The sequence below is a fragment of the Streptomyces sp. NRRL S-340 genome (assembly GCF_000720185.1).
Classification (GTDB): domain Bacteria; phylum Actinomycetota; class Actinomycetes; order Streptomycetales; family Streptomycetaceae; genus Streptomyces.
This window is the reverse complement of sequence record NZ_JOIY01000046.1, coordinates 1-18,354: the sequence shown is the minus strand read 5'-3', so window position 1 is coordinate 18,354 and position 18,354 is coordinate 1. Positions and strand designations below refer to the sequence as shown.

The following is an 18,354-nucleotide window of genomic DNA, read 5'->3' as shown; positions in this document are numbered from 1 at the left end:
ATGCCCGCTGCCCTTGCGGGAATTCTGGGCTGCTGAAAGGACTCCTCGTTCGGATGAGAGATATAGAGGGCGTGTTTACGGCGAGAGTCCCGGGCGGCTACGCAGCCTCGTCGCGCATGGTGGACTGGGCCGACTCGCTTTCGACGCCGATGACTTCGACGGTCACGCCGCGAGCGGCGAGGGCCTTCGCGGTCTGGGCCAGGGTGATGGCGGAGAACGGGAAGAGGGAGTCCGGCGTGAGCTTGGCTCCGTCCTTCAGAAGGATCGCGAAGACGACGCGGCGCGGGGTGAAGTCCTCGGGGATGCTGCGGGCCGGATCGCTGTTGACGTGTACGGACCGGGCGAACTCCGCGCGTACGGCCGCGTTCTCGAAGAGGAGCTCAACGGAGACGCGCGCCTGGCTGAACAGGTGACTCAGCGGGCTTGAGGAGTGCGCGGGCTTCACGAGGACAAGAGTGTCGTCCTCGGTGAACAGGTCGCAGATCTCGACGGAGTTGCTTGCCCGAAAGGGGTTGTGGACATTCTTCTTGTCCAGGCAGACCCAGCCGCGACGGGCCTGGGCGGCCAGCTTGTTGTAGTCGCCTTCGTCTACGGGACGCATCACGCGCATACCCTTCTTGTTGAGCTTCTCGACGAGCGGCCAGCGGGGGAGATCGACGGAGGGCGCGTCGGGGAACAAGGGAGCCACGGTCTCGTTGACGTTGCGCAGGTAGCCCGCCCCGAGCTCGTACCACTCACCGTCGAGCAGACAGAACGTGCGGGAGCCGAGGGAGAAAGTGGCCTCGATCCACTTCATGGCGGTTTCCTTGGACAGGGCTTCCAGGGAGGCGGTGCGCGGGGCGAGCGCGGTCCGTGCGGAGAGCGTGTCACGAAACAGTTCGACGGTGCCCTGCCGGAGCGCCGTGACGCGGGCGCCTGCCTTGATCACACGGGCCCGCTCCAGGACGTAGTCGAGACTGAACTCGTCCCGGAGGTGGGGCGGGCAGGACCCGATCTTGATGGTGCAGGCGGTGGACCGGGGCAGGTCGGTGCTCTGGGAGAAGGGGACGGCGGTGATGATCCGGCCGTCTGCGGGACGGCCGAGCGTGGCGTCCAGTTCCGCGTCGAGCGCGTCGATGAGGGAAGGGTCCTTGACCGCGGTGATGTGCTCGACGAAGGCCAGGTCGGGGTGGGGAACGACGTGCTCGCAGATCGCGGCGATGGCGCGGATGTCCTTGATCAGTGTGGCGGGGGTGGTGCCGAGTTTGATACGGAGACCGATGCCGCCCTCCGCGGTCATGGCCCCGTTCCTGGTGCCGCTCCCTGCGGTGAGGTCGACTTCGTCGAGGTAGCCGCCGAGGTGGCGGATGATCCGCCCGTGGTCCCGGAGTCCGAGTGCCGGTACGGAGGCGCCGGCATGGATCAGGGAACTGTCGATGCGCGCCTGGCCGAGGACGCTGGCGGTGAAGTCCCGCACCTGACGCGGGTTGATGGCGCGGATACCGAAGGACAGACCGAAGTGCGCGTCCTTGAGCTGGCCGGGGAGAAGCCGGTAGCCCTGGTCGAAGCCGATCGCGTACACCGTGCCGTCGACGGCGAGCATCAGCAGTGCGCCGGTGCGCTGCTCGCTCTGCAGCAGGTCCGACTCGTCGGTGAGCCGGAGGATGTCCTTGCCCCAGGCGGCTTCCTCCTTCGCTACGGCGAAGGACACCGCGAGGGCGGGAACTCCCATGTGATCGCTGACGTCGCGCACGACCGCGCCCAGGGTGTCGAGGGCGTCGACGTCGAGGGCTTCGAGCATCGACTCAGGGGTCGCCTTGATGTGGGTCAGGCGGTACAGGGTGCGCTTCGACGCGGTGCTGGACACAGAGGTCTCCTGGGGCGAGGTTGCGGTGCGCTTCGGTAACACGAGCGGCCTTACGGGACGGGTGGTGTCGAGGCGGACAGGGGTGAGTGCCCGGCAAGGGAGCGGAGGTGCGGCGATGAGGACGCCGGTGCGGTCGGACTCGTATGGGGCTGGCGTCCCGGCGGGTGGTGCCGGGGTGATGGTGACGAAGGTGCCAGAAAATTGTCGGTGAAATTGTTTGAGGATCTGATAACCCTGGTTATCAACCGCTGGCGAAGCTGAGAGCTCGACCGGCTGTAGCGTGTGAGGTGCCCTGGGAGAAACGTTCTCGACCGAGAGCACGAGGCAGTCGTCACGAAGGGAGCGGAACCGCATGGCTGGCACACGTGAAGCAACCGCTCCCATCCTGCCCGAGGAGATCTCCTGGCGGATTAGTTACGCCGAAATCGGGACGTTGGCCCAGGTCCAACGTCCCGTCGTCACCACCTGGGCCCGCCGGCACACGGATTTCCCCGAACCCGTCGCGTACGAGGGAGCCAGCCCGCTCTTCGACGGCCGTGAAGTCGCCGAATGGCTTCTGTCCACCGGCCGCGGTAATGCCGACGCCGGCCAGATCCGGGCGGAGCTTGTGCTGCACACCCTGTCTGCCTGGCGGCGCGCGATCCCCGCTCGCACGCTGGTCGACACGGTGACCGCACTGCTCTGCCTGCGCCAGCTCCTCGACGAACCGCTCGCCGACCTGTCCTGGCAGGCGATCCTGGAGCGTGCCGCCGAGACCGACTTCGACGACACCTTCCTCCAAAGAGAGCTGCGCGACCTGCCCGACGCTGACCGTCAGGGCCCCCTGCTCGCCATGCTCGCCGACCAGCTCACCGAGGCCGCCTACACCCCGGCCGAAGCGCTCGAACGAGTCATGGACGCACGCCGCCGCCTGGGCTGCGACGACCTCGTCGCCGATGAACCGATTCCGCTGGTGAGCCGCACGATGGCCCGCCTGACCGGCCTCGCGCGACTGAACGAGCGCGAAGAAGGGGCAACGGCCGCCGTCCTGCATCCCCGCAGCGGCGATCTACTGGTCGCCCTGCGTGAATCCGTGTCCGATGCCGAGGACTCACCCTTCTTCCTCTCCGCGGACTCGATGCCGGACCTGGCCCGGCTCGCCCGTCGCCGCCTCATGGCACAGGGCGTCCAGGAATTCGAGATGGACCTTGCCGACGGCGAGGAACTGGCCACGGAAGACTGGGGAAACCCGCACGTCATCGCCTGCTGCCTGCCCTATGAGGCGGCCGAGACCCGCAGCCCGCTCGCCGTCCTGCAGTGCCTGCAGGATCTCACCGACCTCCTCGCCGAGGACCGCACGGCCGTCGTCCTGGGACCCGCCGACGCGCTCGTCCGGCCCCTGCCCGCACGCGGGGAAGCGGACCGTCTGCGCCGGGACTTCCTGGAACAGCACCTCCTCAAGGCCGCGATCAGCCTCCCCGAAGGCGTACTCCCCTTCCGCCCGGCCCACCGCACCGCGATCTGGATCCTGCACCGCACCCCCGAAGACAAGCGCACCGGCCAGGTCCTCCTCGCCGACCTCTCCTCACGCGGCCTCACCCTGCAGACCCTGGACGCGTTGGCCGAGGACATCGACATCTTCCGCGACGCGGGCTGGCGGGCGGACAGCCGCCACGAACCGCGCAACGCCGCCGTCGTCCGGGCCACCGCGCTGACCGGCGCACCGGGGGCCGCGTTCACCCCCCAGCACCGCCCGCACGCCAACCGCTACACCCGCACCGTCGTCGAACGCCCGGCCCGCATCTCCGAGACCGAACTCCGGCTCCAGCAGCTAATCGACGCCACCCGTAGCGCACTCGACCACGCGCCCACGATCCGTGCCAACGCCGTCCTGCGCCCCGACGACCAGCCGGCCCGCCGCACCACCGTGGCCCGCCTGCTCAAGGACCGCCGCCTGCGCCGGCTGCCCGGCCACCGCATCGCCGCCGAACACCTCCTAACCGGCTGCGCGGGCCACTACACGGTCCTCACCCCGGCCGAGATCACCGGCAGCGCGCCGGTCGGAAGCCACCGCATCGACCGCGCCGTACTCCTCAACACCTACGAGCACGCCTACTTCACCGAACCCGGCGACATCGTCGTCACCGCCACCCCGAGCTTCGGCGCGTACGTCGACGACGAGGGCCTGTCGGTGGTCGCCTTCCCCGCCCGCGTCCTGCGCGCACGGTCCGACGCCGAGCACCTTGTACGGCCTCGCGTCCTGGCGGCGCTCCTGCGCTCGGCGGCTACCGAACACCGGCGGGTGAGCGGCGCGGTCCGCTCCGCCCGCCGCATAGAGGACCTCCTCATCCCCGACCTCCCCGGCGACGAGGCCGAGCGTTACGACGCGCTCCTGGCCGACATCGCCCGCCGCACAGCCCTGCTGCGACAGCACGCGGCGGCCCTCGACGACCTGACTTCCCTGACCGCCGCCGGCCTCGTCGACGGCACGCTGACCCTCACCGAACCACCTCTCGTCCGACCCTCGTCCGACTCTTGAAGGAGACCCGAGCGCCCATGCCTCCCCGGAAGAAGAAGCCTGCCGACCAGGCGGAGCTGTTCACCGCCTCCACGCCCAAGGAGATCCAGGCCATCCTCTGGAAGGCCGCCGACAAGCTGCGCGGCTCCATGGACGCCAACCAGTACAAGGAGTTCGTCCTTGGCCTGATCTTCCTCAAGTACGTCTCCGACGCCTTCGAGGAGCGCCGCGAACAGCTCGCCAAGGAGCTCGCGGAGGAAGGCATCGCCGAGGACCGCCTGGAGGAGTTCCTGGAGGACCAGGACGAGTACACCGGGCACCACGTCTTCTGGGTCCCTGAGAGCGCCCGCTGGTCTTCGATCTCCGCCAACGCCAAGAGCGGCAACGTCGGCGAGGTCCTCGACCAGGCGATGGACGCCATCATGAAGGCCAACCCGTCGCTGACCGGCGTCCTCCCCAAGATCTTCAACAAGGACAACGTCGACAAGAAGCGCCTGGCCGAACTCGTCGACCTCATCACCGACGCCCGCTTCGGCGGCAGCGACGACAAACCCGCCCAGGACGTCCTCGGCGAGGTCTACGAGTACTTCCTCGGCAACTTCGCCCGCGCGGAGGGCAAGCGGGGCGGCGAGTTCTACACCCCGAGCAGCGTCGTCCGCCTGCTGGTGGAGGTCCTGGAGCCGTACGAGGGCCGCGTCTACGACCCGGCCTGCGGCTCCGGCGGCATGTTCGTCCAGGCCGCCAAGTTCATCGAGGCCCACCGTGGCCGGGGCCACAAGGCCGACATCTCCGTCTACGGCCAGGAGCTCAACGAACGTACCTGGCGCCTGGCCAAGATGAATCTCGCGATCCACGGCATCGACGGCAACCTCGCCGCCCGTTGGGGCGACACCTTCGCCGACGACAAGCACCCGGACCTTAAGGCCGACTACGTCATGGCCAACCCGCCCTTCAACATCAAGGACTGGGCGCGCAACGAGTCGGACCCGCGATGGAAGTACGGCGTCCCGCCGAGGGGTAACGCCAACTACGCCTGGCTCCAGCACATGATCAGCAAGCTGGGGGAGCGGGGAACGGCCGGCGTCGTCCTTGCCAACGGCTCGATGAGCAGCCAGCAGAGCGGTGAGGGCGAGATCCGGCAAGCGCTGGTGGACGGCGACATGGTGGCGTGCATGGTCGCCCTGCCGGCCCAGCTGTTCCGGACGACGGCGATTCCGGCCTGTCTGTGGTTCCTGGCGAAGGACAAGTCGCCGGGGGGCGTGAATGGGCAGAAGGTCGCTGCTGCGGACCGGCGGGGCGAGATCCTGTTCATCGACGCCCGGGACATGGGCGAGATGGTCGACCGTACTGAGCGCGTCCTGACGGAGGACGACCTCAAGAAGATCGCGGGGACGTACCACGCGTGGCGCGGGACGACGAGCGCGAAGGACGCGGGGGAGACGTACGCGGATGTGCCGGGGTTCTGTGCCAGCGCGGACCTGAAGACGATTCAGGAACACGGGTACGTGCTGACGCCGGGGCGGTACGTCGGAGCGGCCGAGGTGGAGGAAGAGGACGCCGAGGCGGTCGCTGACAAGATCGCGCGGCTGACGGGGGAGCTGTACGAGCTGTTTGACAAGTCGGACGAGCTGGCCAAGATGGTGCGCGAGCAGCTGGGGAGGGTCGATGTCTGAATGGACTCGCACTACGCTTGACCAGCTTGTGAAGCTGCGTCGTGGCCACGACCTTCCGACGACGAGCCGGAACCCGGGAAATGTTCCAGTGGTCGGAGCGGCTGGGCCAAGTGGATTTCATGACACGGCGATTGCGAAGGCCCCCGGCGTCGTTGTTGGGCGCGCTGGGGCTTCCATGGGGCACGCTACATACTGCGCCGAAGATTTTTGGCCGCTCAATACTTCGCTTTACGTGACTGACTTCATGGGGAATGACCCTAGGTTTGTCTATCACCTGCTGGGGGAGATCGACTTTTCTGGATACAATTCCGGCGCTGCCCAGCCAATGCTTAACAGGAATTACATCACGCAGATTCCCATTAGTCTTCCGGAACCTGATGAACAGCGCGCCATTGCGGCTGTACTTGGGGCGCTGGACGACAAGATCGTCGTCAATGAGCGCATCGTGGCTGCGGCGATGGAGCTGGGTGCGGCGAAGGCGGCGCAGGTTTCGGCGTCGGCGATGGAGTCGGCGGTGCTGGGTGACATCCTTGAGTTGAAGTACGGGAAATCCCTGCCCGCTGCCCGGAGGGTCGCCGGAGAAATTCCCGTGTTCGGGAGCGGTGGAATCAGTGGAACGCACATTGAGGCCCTGCTTGAGGGGCCCGGGATTATTGTCGGCCGCAAGGGGACGGTTGGGTCGGTTTATTGGTCGGAGGGTGGATTCTTCCCAATTGACACGACATTCTATGTGGTGTGTCGCGGTAATGGGGTGTCCATGGAATACGCGTACTTTCTCCTCAAGGGATTGGGGCTGGAGGAGATGAACTCGGATTCAGCTGTTCCTGGACTGAACCGGGATAGGGCTCTGTCGGTCCGGATCAAGGTTCCGGACGCGCACTCCATCCAGCGGTTCACAGTGGAAGCACGGGAGCTTTTCGCGATGTCGCGGGTGCGCGAGCAGGAGAACCAAACCCTCGCCACCCTCCGCGACACCCTCCTCCCCCAACTCATGTCCGGCCGGATCCGCGTCAAGGACGCCGAGAAGATTGTCGAGGACCACGTATGACCACGCACGGGAACGACGACGGCAGCAGCGACACCCCCAACAGCCCCGACACCTCCACCCCCGACAACTTCCGCCCCCTCGAAATCGACTGGGAGTTTCTCGCCCTCGAAGAGCTCGTGGAGCTCGACTGGCCGAAGGCCGAGGGCAATGAGCTCGCCCCCGGCTCCGGGCATCGCCGTTCCTGGGACGACCTGATCCTCTACTCCGATCTCCGCGAGGCCATCGAGCGGCTCAACCCCGACCTCCCCCCGGAGGCCGTCCGTGAGGCCCTCGCAACCGCCGCGACCCCGACCTCCCAGGACACGTACGAGGAGAACCGGACCGCGCACGGCTACCTGACCGACGGCATCCACTCCGTCACGTACACCGACGCGCTCGGCGCCGAGTACACGCCGACCGTCCGGATCGTCGACCTGGAGAACGCGGACGCGAACACGTACCGCGCGGTCCGCCAGGTGACCGTGATCAACGGTGAGCGCAACCGCCGCTTCGACCTCGTCCTGTACGTCAACGGTTTCCCGCTGGCCGTCATCGAGCTCAAGCGGGCCGGCGACCCGAACGCCACCCTCGCTGCCGCGCACACCCAGATCCGGCACTACGTCGAGGAGTTCCCGACCGCCTTCCGCTACAACGCGGTCGTGCTGCTCTCCGACGGGATCACCGCGAGGTACGGCACCCCCTTCACCCCGTACGAGCACTTCGCCCCGTGGAACACCGACGAGTTCGGCGCCCGCGTGGACACCGTGGACGCTGCCGCCGTCCACGCCGACGCCGATGCCGACGTCCCGACCGGCCAGGACCTGGCCCTGCACGGCCTGTTCACCCAGCCCCGCTTCCTCGCCCTCGTCCGGTCTTTCATCAACTTCGTGCCCGCCAAGCGCATGAAGCGGATCGCGAAGCCGCACCAGTACTTCGCGGTCACCCGCGCCGCCGACGCCGTACGCCGCGCCGCCGCGACCGACGGCAAGGCCGGCGTGGTCTGGCACACCCAAGGCTCGGGCAAGTCCGAGGAGATGGTGCTGACCACCAACCTCGTCATGCGCGACCCCGCCCTGCACAACCCCACCGTGGTGGTCGTCACCGACCGTACCGATCTCGACGACCAGCTCTTCGACACGTTCAAGGAGAGCGAGGTCCTCCCGGAACAACCCCACCAGTTCCTCAACCGCGCCGCACTCCGCGATGAGCTCGCCGCCAAGCGCACCGGCGGCATCCTCTTCACCACCCTGCAGAAGTTCGGCCGTACCAAGCAGGAGAAGGAGTCCGGGACGGACCACCCGCTCCTCTCCGAGCGGCGCAACATCGTCGTCGTGGTCGACGAGGCCCACCGCAGCCACTACGACCACCTCGACGGCTACGCCCGCCACCTGCGCGACGCCCTCCCGCACGCCACGCTCCTCGCCTTCACCGGCACCCCGATCTCCGAGGCCGACCGCAACACCCGCGAGGTGTTCGGCGACTACATCGACACCTACGACCTCAAGCGGGCCGCCGACGACGGCGCGACCGTGAAGGTCTACCACGAGAGCCGCGTCGTCCAGCTTGTCCTCGACCGCGACGTCGACCCCACCGCCATCGACAGCGAGGCCGACCGCATCACCGACGGCCTGGACGACACCGAGCGCACCCGCGTCGAGCAGGCCGTCGCCACCATGAACGCCATGTACGGCGCCCCCGCCCGGATACGTGACCTGACCCAGGACCTGGTCGAACACTGGGAAGCCCGCCGTGCGGCCATGCTGCCCTTCGTCGCGGACGCCGACGACGCACCCGGCGGCGCCCCCGGCAAGGCGATGCTCGTCTGCGCCACCCGCGAGATCTGTGTCCGCGTCTACGACGCCCTGCGCGAACTGCGCCCGGACTGGCACACGGACGACCCCACCACCGGCGCCATGAAGATCGTCTACTCCTCGGACTCCCGCAAGGACTCCGAGGAACTGCGCGCCCACGCCCTGCGCGACTCCCAGCGCAAGGCCGTCATCAACCGCGCCAAGGACCCCGAGGACGAACTCCAGCTCCTCATCGTCAACAACATGCTCCTGACCGGCTTCGACGCGCCGTCCATCCACACCATGTACCTGGACCGGCCGCTCCGCGGTGCCGGCCTGATGCAGGCCCTCGCCCGCGTCAACCGCCGCTTCCGCAAGAAGGAGGAAGGCCTCCTCGTCGGCTACGCCCCGCTCACCGAGAACCTCCAGAAGGCCATCGCCGAGTACTCCGCCGACGACCAGGCCGACCGGACCCTCGGCCAGGACATCGACCGAGCCCTGGACGAACTCCGCAACGAGTACGACATCCTCGACCAGATGCTCCTCGGCTGGAACTGGCGCGAACGCCTCTCCCGCCCCGACGCGAAGGCCTTCGTCAAGGCGGCCTACACCACGGCCGAGTACCTCCGCAGCCCCGCCACCCCGGGCAACAACCCCGACCAGCTCGACGACCCGAATCAGACCCTCAGCCGCCGCTTCCGCGAACACGGCTACCGCCTGGAACGCTTCTTCGCCCTGGCCGGCTCATCCGCCGACATCTCCTCCCGGTTTACCGACCAGCCGTATTGGAAGCGCGACATCCAGTTCCTCGTCGAGGTCCGTACGTATATGGCGAAGCTCGACGCCATGGACCGCGAAGCCCAGGGCCTGCCCGTCGCCCGCGACGTCGCCCTCTACCTCTCCCAGCTCACCTCCGCCGTCGTGGAGACCGGCGGCGTCACCGACCTCTTCTCCGAGGCCGGACTGGACAAGGCCGACCTCACCCACCTCAACGACGCCCTCGTCGGCCGCCTGCAGAACAGCGAAACCCCACACCTGGCCGCCGAAGCCCTGCGCCGCCTCGTCGAGCAGAAGATGCGCGAGCAGACCCGGCACAACATCGTCCGCCAGACCGCTTTCTCAGAGCGCCTTCAGGACCTGATGACCCGCTACATGCGTCAGCAGCTCACCAGCGCCGAGATCATCGCCCAGCTGGTGGAACTGGCCAAGACGGTTGCGGAGGACGCGCGGCGAGGTGAGAAGTTCACCCCGCCGCTGGGCGACGACGAACTCGCCTTCTACGACGCGGTCGCCGACCTCGGCAGCGCCCGCGACCTCATGGGCGACGAGATCCTCTCCGGCATCGCCCGGGACCTCGTGGTCCAGGTCCGCAAGAACCTCAAGAAGGACTGGATCGCCCGCGAACCGGTCCGGGCCAGGCTCCGCGCCACCATCAGGCGCCTCCTGGCCCGTCATGGCTACCCGCCGGAGCAGTCTAAGGAAGCGATCGACCTGGTGATCCGCCAGATGGAACACTTTGCCGACAAGTGGTCCCAGGACGGCTCGACCGCCGACGCATAGCCCTCGCTCATCTTGCTTCTGGCCCCGGCAAGCGTCTGCTTGCCGGGGCGATCGTCTGCCCGACCGGATGTCCTTCGTGGGGTCGGCAGGGGCTGCGCCCGACCGCCTTATGGCAAAAGCAAATTCCCGTGCTGCGAGACGTGAGGTGCGTCAGGCCACTACTTTCAAGTCCGCGGAACGAACCGCAGAACTGCTAACTGCTGGTTGAACCGAGGGAGTTGTGGCATGTCGCAGCGAGCGCTGCTGTTGGTGGTGGTCGTCCTGGCGTCCGTGGTGGTGGGGCTCGTGGCCGGCATCCTCGATTTCGTGGGCGCGGGAGAGGTCGTCACGGCCATCCAGAACGGTGGTGCCGCCTGCGGAGCCGCTGTTCTCATCGGGCTGGCGGTCGTCTCCTGGCTGAGGTCGTCGTGACCCAGGAGGAATGGGCGAACGAAGAGGGGCGGCTGAAGTACCGGCGAGTGCTGCGGGCCGTCGAGAAGCTACGCAGCGTCGCCGATGCTGCGACGACGTACCGGCTTGCCTTTCAAGTGGTCTACCTTCACTGCTGGTCCCGCCATGGATCACTGGCGGAGGTGGACCGGTTGTGGGGGCCGGGTTCGGAGTCAGCGGGGGCCAGGCTCGGCGCAGTGTGGCCGCATACGCCCGTTGCTCGCGCCCACAGTCTTCCTGCGTATCGCGACGAAGGTGTGAGCCGTCCCTTCGAGCTCATCGACCCGGCCCTCCGTGAGCTGATCGCGGAGGTGCGGCAGCTGGATCCGGACCCGAGGCTCCTTGACGTGCTCCTCGACACGTACTCGACACGCTATGCGCGTGGCGATGACTACTTCACGTCAAACGACCTAGCACACCTCTTCGCGGGGCTGGCCGCTCCCCGAGGAGGCGAGATTGTTCGGGACCCGGTGTGCGGCAGCGGGCGACTGCTGCGCGCCGCCGCACACCGGGCTCGGGCACAGGGGGGTGAAGTGCGCTTGTCCGGTGCGGATATCAGCCGGACGGCGCGTTATGCCGCAGCCGTCAACCTCGCCCTGCACGGATTCCTTGCCGACCTCGGCAAGGAAGGAGCTGACACCCTCAGGGCCGGCACTTCACCGATACCGGCCGACGTGATCGTCGCCAACCCTCCTGTGAACCAGCGGGACTGGGGGCACGGTGAACTGAAGGACGACTGGCGGTGGACCCTGGGGGTGCCACGTCCGGGTAACGCGAACTTCGCCTGGGTCCAGCACATCCTTGCCGATCTCACGCCACAAGGACGGGCCGTCGTTCTGCTGTCTTCCGGCGCGGCGCACAGCAGCAACAGCACCGACGGACTGATCCGCCGTGGGCTGCTGGAGAACGGTCTGGTCGTGGGCGTCGTGGCCTTGCCGACGTGGCTCTTTCCGCACGCCAGCGCGAGCACGGCGCTGTGGCTGCTGGCCAAAGGGGAGCGGCCGCACTCCGATCAGGTCTTGTTCGCGGATGCAGGGAAACTGCCAGCGGTGAAGGAGGGGCAGCGGCGCCACTTCGCAAAGGACTCGGCCGAACGCCTGCTGCAGATCTTCGGTGAATGGCAGGGACTTCGACGCCGTGAGGGCGAGGGGGACCCTGAATCCGTCCCATGGTGCCGTGCGGCGAGGTACGAGGAAATCGCTGAGGCGGGCTTCGATCTGACTCCCGCACGCTACGTACGGAACGGGGGCACCGCGCAGTTGCATTCAAGTGACGGAGACCGGAACCGGAAGGCCGAGCTGTATGAGTGCATGGATCGTAGCGCCGCAGCCAGGAACCGCGTCCGTGATGCCCTGGAGAGCAGGCATGACTACAGAATCGGATGATGTCCCCACTCCGTGGCCCGTCGTTGAGTTGCGTGAGTTCCCTGGGGTCGAGTACGCCGCCTACGGAATTGCGCGACAGCAGAAGGCATCCGGCGGAATCCCGATGATCCGCGCCACAGAGATCGTCGAGGGAGGTGTGTACGTCCAGGAGTTCACATTTGTGCCTCCCGATGTGGCCAGACGCCACCCACGCAGCACGCTGAGGTCTGGGGACCTCCTTGTCGTGCTCGTGGGGCGTGTGGGGGAGGCGGCAGTTGCAGGGGAGGAGCACGCAGGATGGAATGTCGCCAGGTCGCTCGCGGTCGTCCGCTGGACACCAGAGGGCCGCGCCCAACAATGGGATCTGTGGCTTCGATGGTGGCTGAAGACCTCGCAGAGCCAGAGCTATCTCACGCTGTCCGCGTCGAACGCCGAGCACATGACCTTGCCTCTGCAGGCACTCAACCGACTTCCCGTGCCAGTGCCTCCAGCGCCGGTGCGGGAGAGGCTGCTTTCGCTGATCTCGCTTGCTGAGCGCAAGAATGCGTTGAACACCCGGATTGTGTCTTGCGCGACGGAACTAGCGGATGCGCATTTCATGGAGGCGCTGCAGACGTGCGGGCAAGGTCCCGATACCGAGCGTGCAGTGGGCGAAGTGTGTCAGGTTACGGCTGGTGTGGCACAGTCTCTGCCGGACAGCGAGCAGTCGGGTATGCCGTGGGTGTCTCCCCGCGAAGTACTGAACTGCAAGACAGTACATCTGGGTGCAGTGACTTCACGCACCGTGGCGCAAGCGGAGGTTGTATGCCCGTCCGGCAGCCTCTTGATCGCGCCCCGTCCCGGGGAGGTGCGGACCGTGCTCACTACTACCCCGGTAGTGCCAGGTCGGCGGACGCTCGCGATTTACACGGAGTCCGAGGTCGATCGGATGTGGTTGTTGCACTCGCTGCGTTACCGGAGGCGGGAGTTGACGGCCGTTACGCAGGGTGAGCAGGCCCGCGCGATGAGGCGCAAGGACTTTTCCCGTTACAAGATCCCCTGGCCGACCGATGCGGTGAGGCGGGACTTCGCCAGGCGTGCTGCTGCCCTGCACGACCTCGCCTACGCCTCCGCCAGGGAGCGACACGTGATGGAGGAGCTGGTGGTGCACGAGCTGGAGAAGGGGGGCCTGGCGCGTCTCACCTCGGCCAGCTGAATGCCGAGCTGATCCACGTTGCCCCTCTCTGGAGCACGGAATCCAACGCTCTGAACGAACGGCGCAGTACCGCGCGCACCGTTTCTCCGCTGGCGGTCCGAGAGAGTCCTGACCAGCCATGTTTGGGCGCCACCGGCAGGACTCGAACCTGCCGCCAAGCGCTTAGAAGGCGCCTGCTCCACCCGCTGAGCTATGCAGGCTGACCTGCGACAGCGCGGAAGCTTCTGACTAGGCCCCGCCAAACCGGGGGCATACGGGATCTGTGGACGCTCGCGCCGGCCTCGAGGTCTGGACGTGCATTCTGGGCGGCGGCCAGGCGTCGGAGCTGGCCGCTGACGTCCGGGGAGACCGCGAGTGAGCGCGAGCGCTGTGCTGCTCTGCGAGGTTCGGTGCGGTGGCACGAGCCTGATGTGGCGCTCGTAGAAGTTCCGCAGACTTCAGGCGTGTGCGGGCGCTTCCGGGTAGCGTTGGCGATCTTCGGTGTTCTTGTACTTTGTCGCGCATCCCGTGCTGGGATCGTGCTGGGATGTGCCTGCATTCTCGCAGGTCAGAGCCTTGTGGGGTAGTTCCGCTTCAACGTGTAGCGGCCGACCAGCCGCTCTGCCCGGTCTGGCCGGCATACAGGCCGGACAGGGTCCGACTCTCCGGGGTCGGGCCCTTTCGGTTTTTTTCCTGTGCCTCGATCGTGCCGAGAAGGAATCAGGACGCCCGTGCTGAGCGCGTGCTGAGCGCGCATCTGTGGTGCTCAGGATCGGCTGGTGGGGGAGCAGGCGCCGGTGAAGCCGCTTCCGGAGCTGTGCGTGAGTCGCTGTTCCACAGTCGTGAAGAGCGCGTAACCGGGGGGCGTGGGGCGGAGGTGACAGTCAGCTCGTCCGGGGGAGGGACGGGAGCCCGCACCGCCCGGCTCCTCGGCGGCTGACGCCTCCCTCATGCCCCGGTCCCGCCGCGCCGGCGGCCCGGCGAGGTCGGCCGCTGCCGCTCCGCGGGCCCCCCGTTCCGGCCGGAGGGCCGCCCCGCCGCGCACCGGTCCGCGCAGTGGGAGGATGCGGGCAGCGTGAGAGAGGGGCGGGACGGGTGGGGCACGACGGGCGGGAAGCGGTCGCGAGGGGAGCGCGGCTGCACGAGGCGGCGCAGGCCGTGGTCGGCGACCACGACAGGGCCGCCGAGGCGGTGCGGGCGGCACTGAAACCGCTCCATGACGCGGCGGTGGAGCGGGAACTCGACGCCATCCCGGTAGCCCGGCTGCAGGACGTCACCGAGGGGCGTCTGCGGCTGGGGAACCTCGAGAAGAGCGGACTCGGCACGGTGGGCCGAATCCTGGAAGCGGGCCCCTACCGGCTGCGGCAGATCCCCGGTGTCGGGCAGCGCACGGTCGATCAGGTGCTCGCCGCCGCTCGCCGGTTCTCCGAAGCCGTGCACGAGACCGTGGCGGTCCGTATCGACGTGGACCGGCCGCAACCGGGCACCACCGCACTCGTCATGGCCCTGCACGTGCTGGTGGAGGCCGGTCCGGAGGGGCGGCGCGCGGTGGAAGCGGCCACCGCCCTGTCGGAACGGCTCGGCCCGTTGCTGGCCGACGCCAGACCCGCCACCGGACGTCTGCGGATGCTTCTGGCGGGCCGGGAGAAGCGGGCCCGTGCGTCGGCCGCGGTGACGGAGGTCCGGTCGCTGGCGGAGGACGCGGACCGGGCGGGCCTGGCGGAACTGTTCGCCCAGGCGTCCGCGGACCTGCTGCGGCCGTCGACCGACCTGGCGGCCTGGACGGACTTCGAACTCCGCTCCGCCGAGTACTACAGCCTGCTCGCCGAGATCACCGGACGGCGGCCCGACGCCGCGGCTGCCGAGGGCTTCCTGCCCGACGAGGTCGCCGAGCGGGTCCGCGCGCAGCAGTTGGACGACTCGTGCCGACGGGTCTCCCTCCGTGGCTACCAGGCGTTCGGCGCGCAGTTCGCCCTGGCCCTGCGTAAGGTGATGCTCGGCGACGAGATGGGCCTCGGGAAGACCATCCAGGCGATCGCCGTGCTGGCGCACCTGGCGGCCGAGGGGCAGAGCCACTTCATGGTCGTCTGCCCGGCGAGCGTCCTCGTGAACTGGACCCGGGAGATCGAAGCCCGTAGCACTCTGGCCGTCAGGGTGCTCCACGGCCCCGACCGCCACGCCGCGTTCGCCGACTGGAAGGGGCGGGGCGGTGTGGGGGTGACCACGTTCGACGCTCTGCGCGGTTTCCCGGCGCCGGGTGGCGGGGAGGTCGGCCTGTTCGTGGTGGACGAGGCGCACACCGTGAAGAACCCGCGGGCCAAGCGCTCTCAAGCGGTCGCGGTGTGGGCGGATCACTGCGAGCGCGTTCTCTTCATGAGCGGAACCCCCATGGAGAACCGGGTCGTGGAGTTCCGCAACTTGGTCGCGATGCTGGACCGCGGTATCGCGGACTCCCTCGGCGAGGGGGACGCGCCGGCCGGATCGAGCGCTTTCCGCAAGGCCGTCGCCCCGGTCTACCTGCGGCGCAACCAGGAAGACGTGCTGACGGAACTCCCGAGTCTCCAGCAGACCGACGAGTGGGAGGAACTCAGCGACTCGGACGAGGAAGCGTACCGGGAGGCCGTGCGGGCAGGGAACTTCATGGCGATGCGCCGGGCCGCGTATGCGCGCCCCGGGAAGTCGGCCAAACTGGACCGACTGCGGGAGATCGTCCGGGAGGCCGGCGAGAACGGGCAGAAGACGGTGGTCTTCTCCTACTTCAAGGACGTGCTGGACGTGGTGGGCGAGGCGCTCGGGGCAGGATCCGACGGCGCCCCCCTGTTCGGCCCGCTCACCGGCGGTGTGCCGGCCGGCCGGCGGCAGCAGATCGTCGACGACTTCGCCGCGGCCCGCGGCCCGGCGGTGCTGACCGCGCAGATCCAGGCGGCGGGCGTCGGCCTCAACATGCAGGCCGCCTCCGTCGTCGTCATCTGCGAACCGCAGATCAAGCCGACCATCGAGCACCAGGCCGTGGCCCGGGCCCACCGCATGGGCCAGGTCAGGCCGGTCCGTGTGCACCGTCTCCTCGCCACTGGGGGAGTGGACGAACGCATGGTGCGGATGCTGGAGGAGAAGACGCGTTTGTTCGACGCCTACGCGCGGCGCAGCGCCGTGGCCGAAGCCACCCCGGACGCGGTCGACGTGTCGGACGTGGAACTGGCCCGGCGGATCGTCGAGGACGAACAGGCACGCCTCGGAATGCTGGACGCAAGGCCCGCCACGTCCGCCGGGTGAGCCGGGGACCGCCTGGTCAGCGTCCCCGGCCCGGGCGGAGCGTTCCGGACGTCATTCGGCCCGCGGCGGGTGAGCTTGTCGAGGTCCAGGGTGATGCCGAAGGGGACGGGGCGCTTCAGGGTGCCGCGGAAGATGCCGGCGGGGGCGTAGGCGCGGGTCGGTACGTCGGGTCCGTAGACGTGGACGACGGGGAGCCGTGCTCGCCCTCGATGCACCGGTAGTGCGGGACGCCGGCCTGTGCGTACTCGCGCAGTCCGACCGTGTGGTCGCGCTGAGCGGATTCCGGGGAGACGACCTCGACGACGAACTGGACCTCGGACGACGGCCTCGTGAGCCATGCCCCGGATGAACGTCCACCCGTGTGACCTTGTTCACCATGCGCATGACATGGGGCGCGTGAGGGGAGCGCCCCGGGCGTCCCGCACCGGCCACGACACCGTGCTGTGGCCGGTGCGGGGCAGTCGGGCGCCGGGGGGTGAGCGGTGCGGCCGGTGGCCGAAGACACCAGGTCGTGGACGGTATGCCGGTCGTTTCCGCGTACGTCCCCACGTATCCTCGGCTCGGGACGGCGGGCCGCGGATCGGGAGGTGTCAGGCAGGTGGAGTTCCGGCTGCTCGGATCCGTCGCCGTGATCACGGAGAACGGCGACCTCGCCCCCGGCCCCGTCAAGCGTTCCAGCCTGCTGGCGATGCTGCTGCTGCGGCCCAACACCGCGGTCAGCGTCGACCAGCTGACGGCCGCGCTGTGGGAGGACGAGCCGCCCACCCACTTCAAGACCGTCCTGCAGGGGCACGTCTCGCGGCTGCGCGCCCTGCTCGCCGCGCACGGCGCCCGGGACTACGGGATCGAACTGACCACCCAGGGCACCGCGTACGAGCTGCAGATGCCCGAGTCCCTGGTCGACGCCCACCGGTTCGAGGAACTCGTCGCCCTCTCCCGGGCGCAGCGCCTGCCCGCCGACACCGTGCGGATGCTGCGCGAGGCCCTGGCCTGCTGGCAGGGCCCCGCGCTCACCGGAACGGTGCGCAGCGGGCCGCTGGAGGCGGCGGCAGGCGGTCTGGAGGACCTGCGGCTGGCCTCCGTGGAGGCCCTGGCCGAGGCGTACGGGCAGCTCGGAGAGCACGGCCGGGCCGCCGCCGTCCTGCGTACCGAGGCCGTCGCCCACCCCCTGCGGGAGTCCCTGGCCGCCGCGCTGATGCTGGCGCTCGGCCGCTCAGGGCGGCAGTCCGACGCGATCAACTGGTACCACCGCACCCGGCGGCTGCTCGCCGACGAGCTGGGCGTGGACCCCGGCGACGCCCTCACCGAGGCGTACGCCGCCCTGCTGCGGTCTCCTGAACCCGCCCGACCGGCGCCCGCGCCCCAGGCCCCTGTTCCGGCTTCGGCACCGGCTCAGGTGCCCGGGCCTGCGCCCGCCCCGCCGGCCACAGCGCCGTCCCCGGCCTCCCCACCCGGCCCGAACACCGCCACCGCCCCGGCCACCGCCACGGCCGCTGCGGCCACTGCCTCTGCGGCCCCGCCGCCCCCGGTCGGCCAGCCTGCCCAAGTGGGCACGCCTGCCACGCCGACGGCCCCTGCCACGCCTGCTACGCCGGCCGCCTCTGCCAGTCCCGCCACCCCCGCCACGGCGGTCCCGTCAGACGCCGCGGTCTCAGCGGACACACCCCTGTCTCTTATACACATCTGACGCTGCCGACGACTCCTTACGTGTAGATCTCGGG

The 18,354-nt window shown here is 68.7% G+C and carries 10 protein-coding genes and 1 pseudogene; 9 read left to right on the top strand and 2 right to left on the bottom strand.

Annotation, left to right across the window (positions count from 1 at the left end):
- Window positions 1–97 precede the first annotated feature (97 nt).
- Complete coding sequence (locus IG64_RS30235) at window positions 98–1,846, bottom strand: DUF6119 family protein (protein WP_037861994.1); 1,749 nt, start codon at window positions 1,844–1,846, stop codon at window positions 98–100.
- A gap of 352 nt (window positions 1,847–2,198) precedes the next feature.
- On the opposite strand from IG64_RS30235, the gene IG64_RS30230 reads away from it, so the two are divergent.
- From IG64_RS30230 to IG64_RS30190, 8 genes are all read left to right on the top strand, one after another.
- The gene (locus tag IG64_RS30230) at window positions 2,199–4,364 is read left to right on the top strand and encodes a hypothetical protein (RefSeq protein ID WP_037861993.1); all 2,166 of its coding nucleotides are present in this window, start codon (window positions 2,199–2,201) and stop codon (window positions 4,362–4,364) included.
- A gap of 17 nt (window positions 4,365–4,381) precedes the next feature.
- On the top strand, window positions 4,382–6,016 hold the full coding sequence (locus IG64_RS30225; RefSeq protein ID WP_037861992.1) for a type I restriction-modification system subunit M: 1,635 nt from the start codon (window positions 4,382–4,384) through the stop codon (window positions 6,014–6,016).
- Window positions 6,009–7,064 (top strand): restriction endonuclease subunit S, encoded by a 1,056-nt coding sequence (locus IG64_RS30220; protein WP_078884309.1) that lies wholly within the window; start codon window positions 6,009–6,011, stop codon window positions 7,062–7,064. The genes IG64_RS30225 and IG64_RS30220 overlap by 8 nt, the downstream gene beginning before the upstream one ends.
- Window positions 7,061–10,393, top strand: a complete 3,333-nt coding sequence (locus tag IG64_RS30215; protein WP_037861989.1) for a type I restriction endonuclease subunit R — start codon at window positions 7,061–7,063, stop codon at window positions 10,391–10,393. The genes IG64_RS30220 and IG64_RS30215 overlap by 4 nt, the downstream gene beginning before the upstream one ends.
- Before the next feature lie 225 nt (window positions 10,394–10,618).
- Entirely contained in the window at window positions 10,619–10,804 is a 186-nt protein-coding gene (locus IG64_RS30210) for a hypothetical protein (protein WP_018100890.1), read from the top strand.
- A complete protein-coding gene (locus tag IG64_RS30205; RefSeq protein WP_234438661.1) occupies window positions 10,801–12,207 on the top strand; it encodes an N-6 DNA methylase in 1,407 nt (468 codons plus the stop codon). Before IG64_RS30210 ends, IG64_RS30205 begins: the two co-directional genes overlap by 4 nt.
- Window positions 12,188–13,381 (top strand): hypothetical protein, encoded by a 1,194-nt coding sequence (locus IG64_RS42525; protein WP_234438660.1) that lies wholly within the window; start codon window positions 12,188–12,190, stop codon window positions 13,379–13,381. The genes IG64_RS30205 and IG64_RS42525 overlap by 20 nt, the downstream gene beginning before the upstream one ends.
- A 1,074-nt stretch (window positions 13,382–14,455) precedes the next feature.
- Window positions 14,456–16,633, top strand: coding sequence for a DEAD/DEAH box helicase (locus IG64_RS30190; RefSeq protein WP_078884308.1), 2,178 nt, complete (start codon window positions 14,456–14,458; stop codon window positions 16,631–16,633).
- A 68-nt stretch (window positions 16,634–16,701) separates the two neighbouring features.
- On the opposite strand, the pseudogene IG64_RS42520 reads toward IG64_RS30190, so the two are convergent.
- A pseudogene (locus tag IG64_RS42520) lies at window positions 16,702–16,949 on the bottom strand (Uma2 family endonuclease); the annotation flags it as partial.
- A 282-nt stretch (window positions 16,950–17,231) separates the two neighbouring features.
- Between IG64_RS42520 and IG64_RS30185 the strand changes: the two are divergent.
- Window positions 17,232–18,320, top strand: coding sequence for an AfsR/SARP family transcriptional regulator (locus tag IG64_RS30185; RefSeq protein ID WP_051813504.1), 1,089 nt, complete (start codon window positions 17,232–17,234; stop codon window positions 18,318–18,320).
- Window positions 18,321–18,354: the final 34 nt, after the last annotated feature.

Bases quoted from the DNA above. Each gene is read 5' to 3' on its own strand.
- IG64_RS30230 (WP_037861993.1), top strand. From the start codon at position 2,199: ATGGCTGGCACACGTGAAGCAACCGCTCCCATCCTGCCCGAGGAGATC.
- IG64_RS30225 (WP_037861992.1), top strand. From the start codon at position 4,382: ATGCCTCCCCGGAAGAAGAAGCCTGCCGACCAGGCGGAGCTGTTCACC.
- IG64_RS30220 (WP_078884309.1), top strand. From the start codon at position 6,009: ATGTCTGAATGGACTCGCACTACGCTTGACCAGCTTGTGAAGCTGCGT.
- IG64_RS30215 (WP_037861989.1), top strand. From the start codon at position 7,061: ATGACCACGCACGGGAACGACGACGGCAGCAGCGACACCCCCAACAGC.
- IG64_RS30210 (WP_018100890.1), top strand. From the start codon at position 10,619: ATGTCGCAGCGAGCGCTGCTGTTGGTGGTGGTCGTCCTGGCGTCCGTG.
- IG64_RS42525 (WP_234438660.1), top strand. From the start codon at position 12,188: ATGACTACAGAATCGGATGATGTCCCCACTCCGTGGCCCGTCGTTGAG.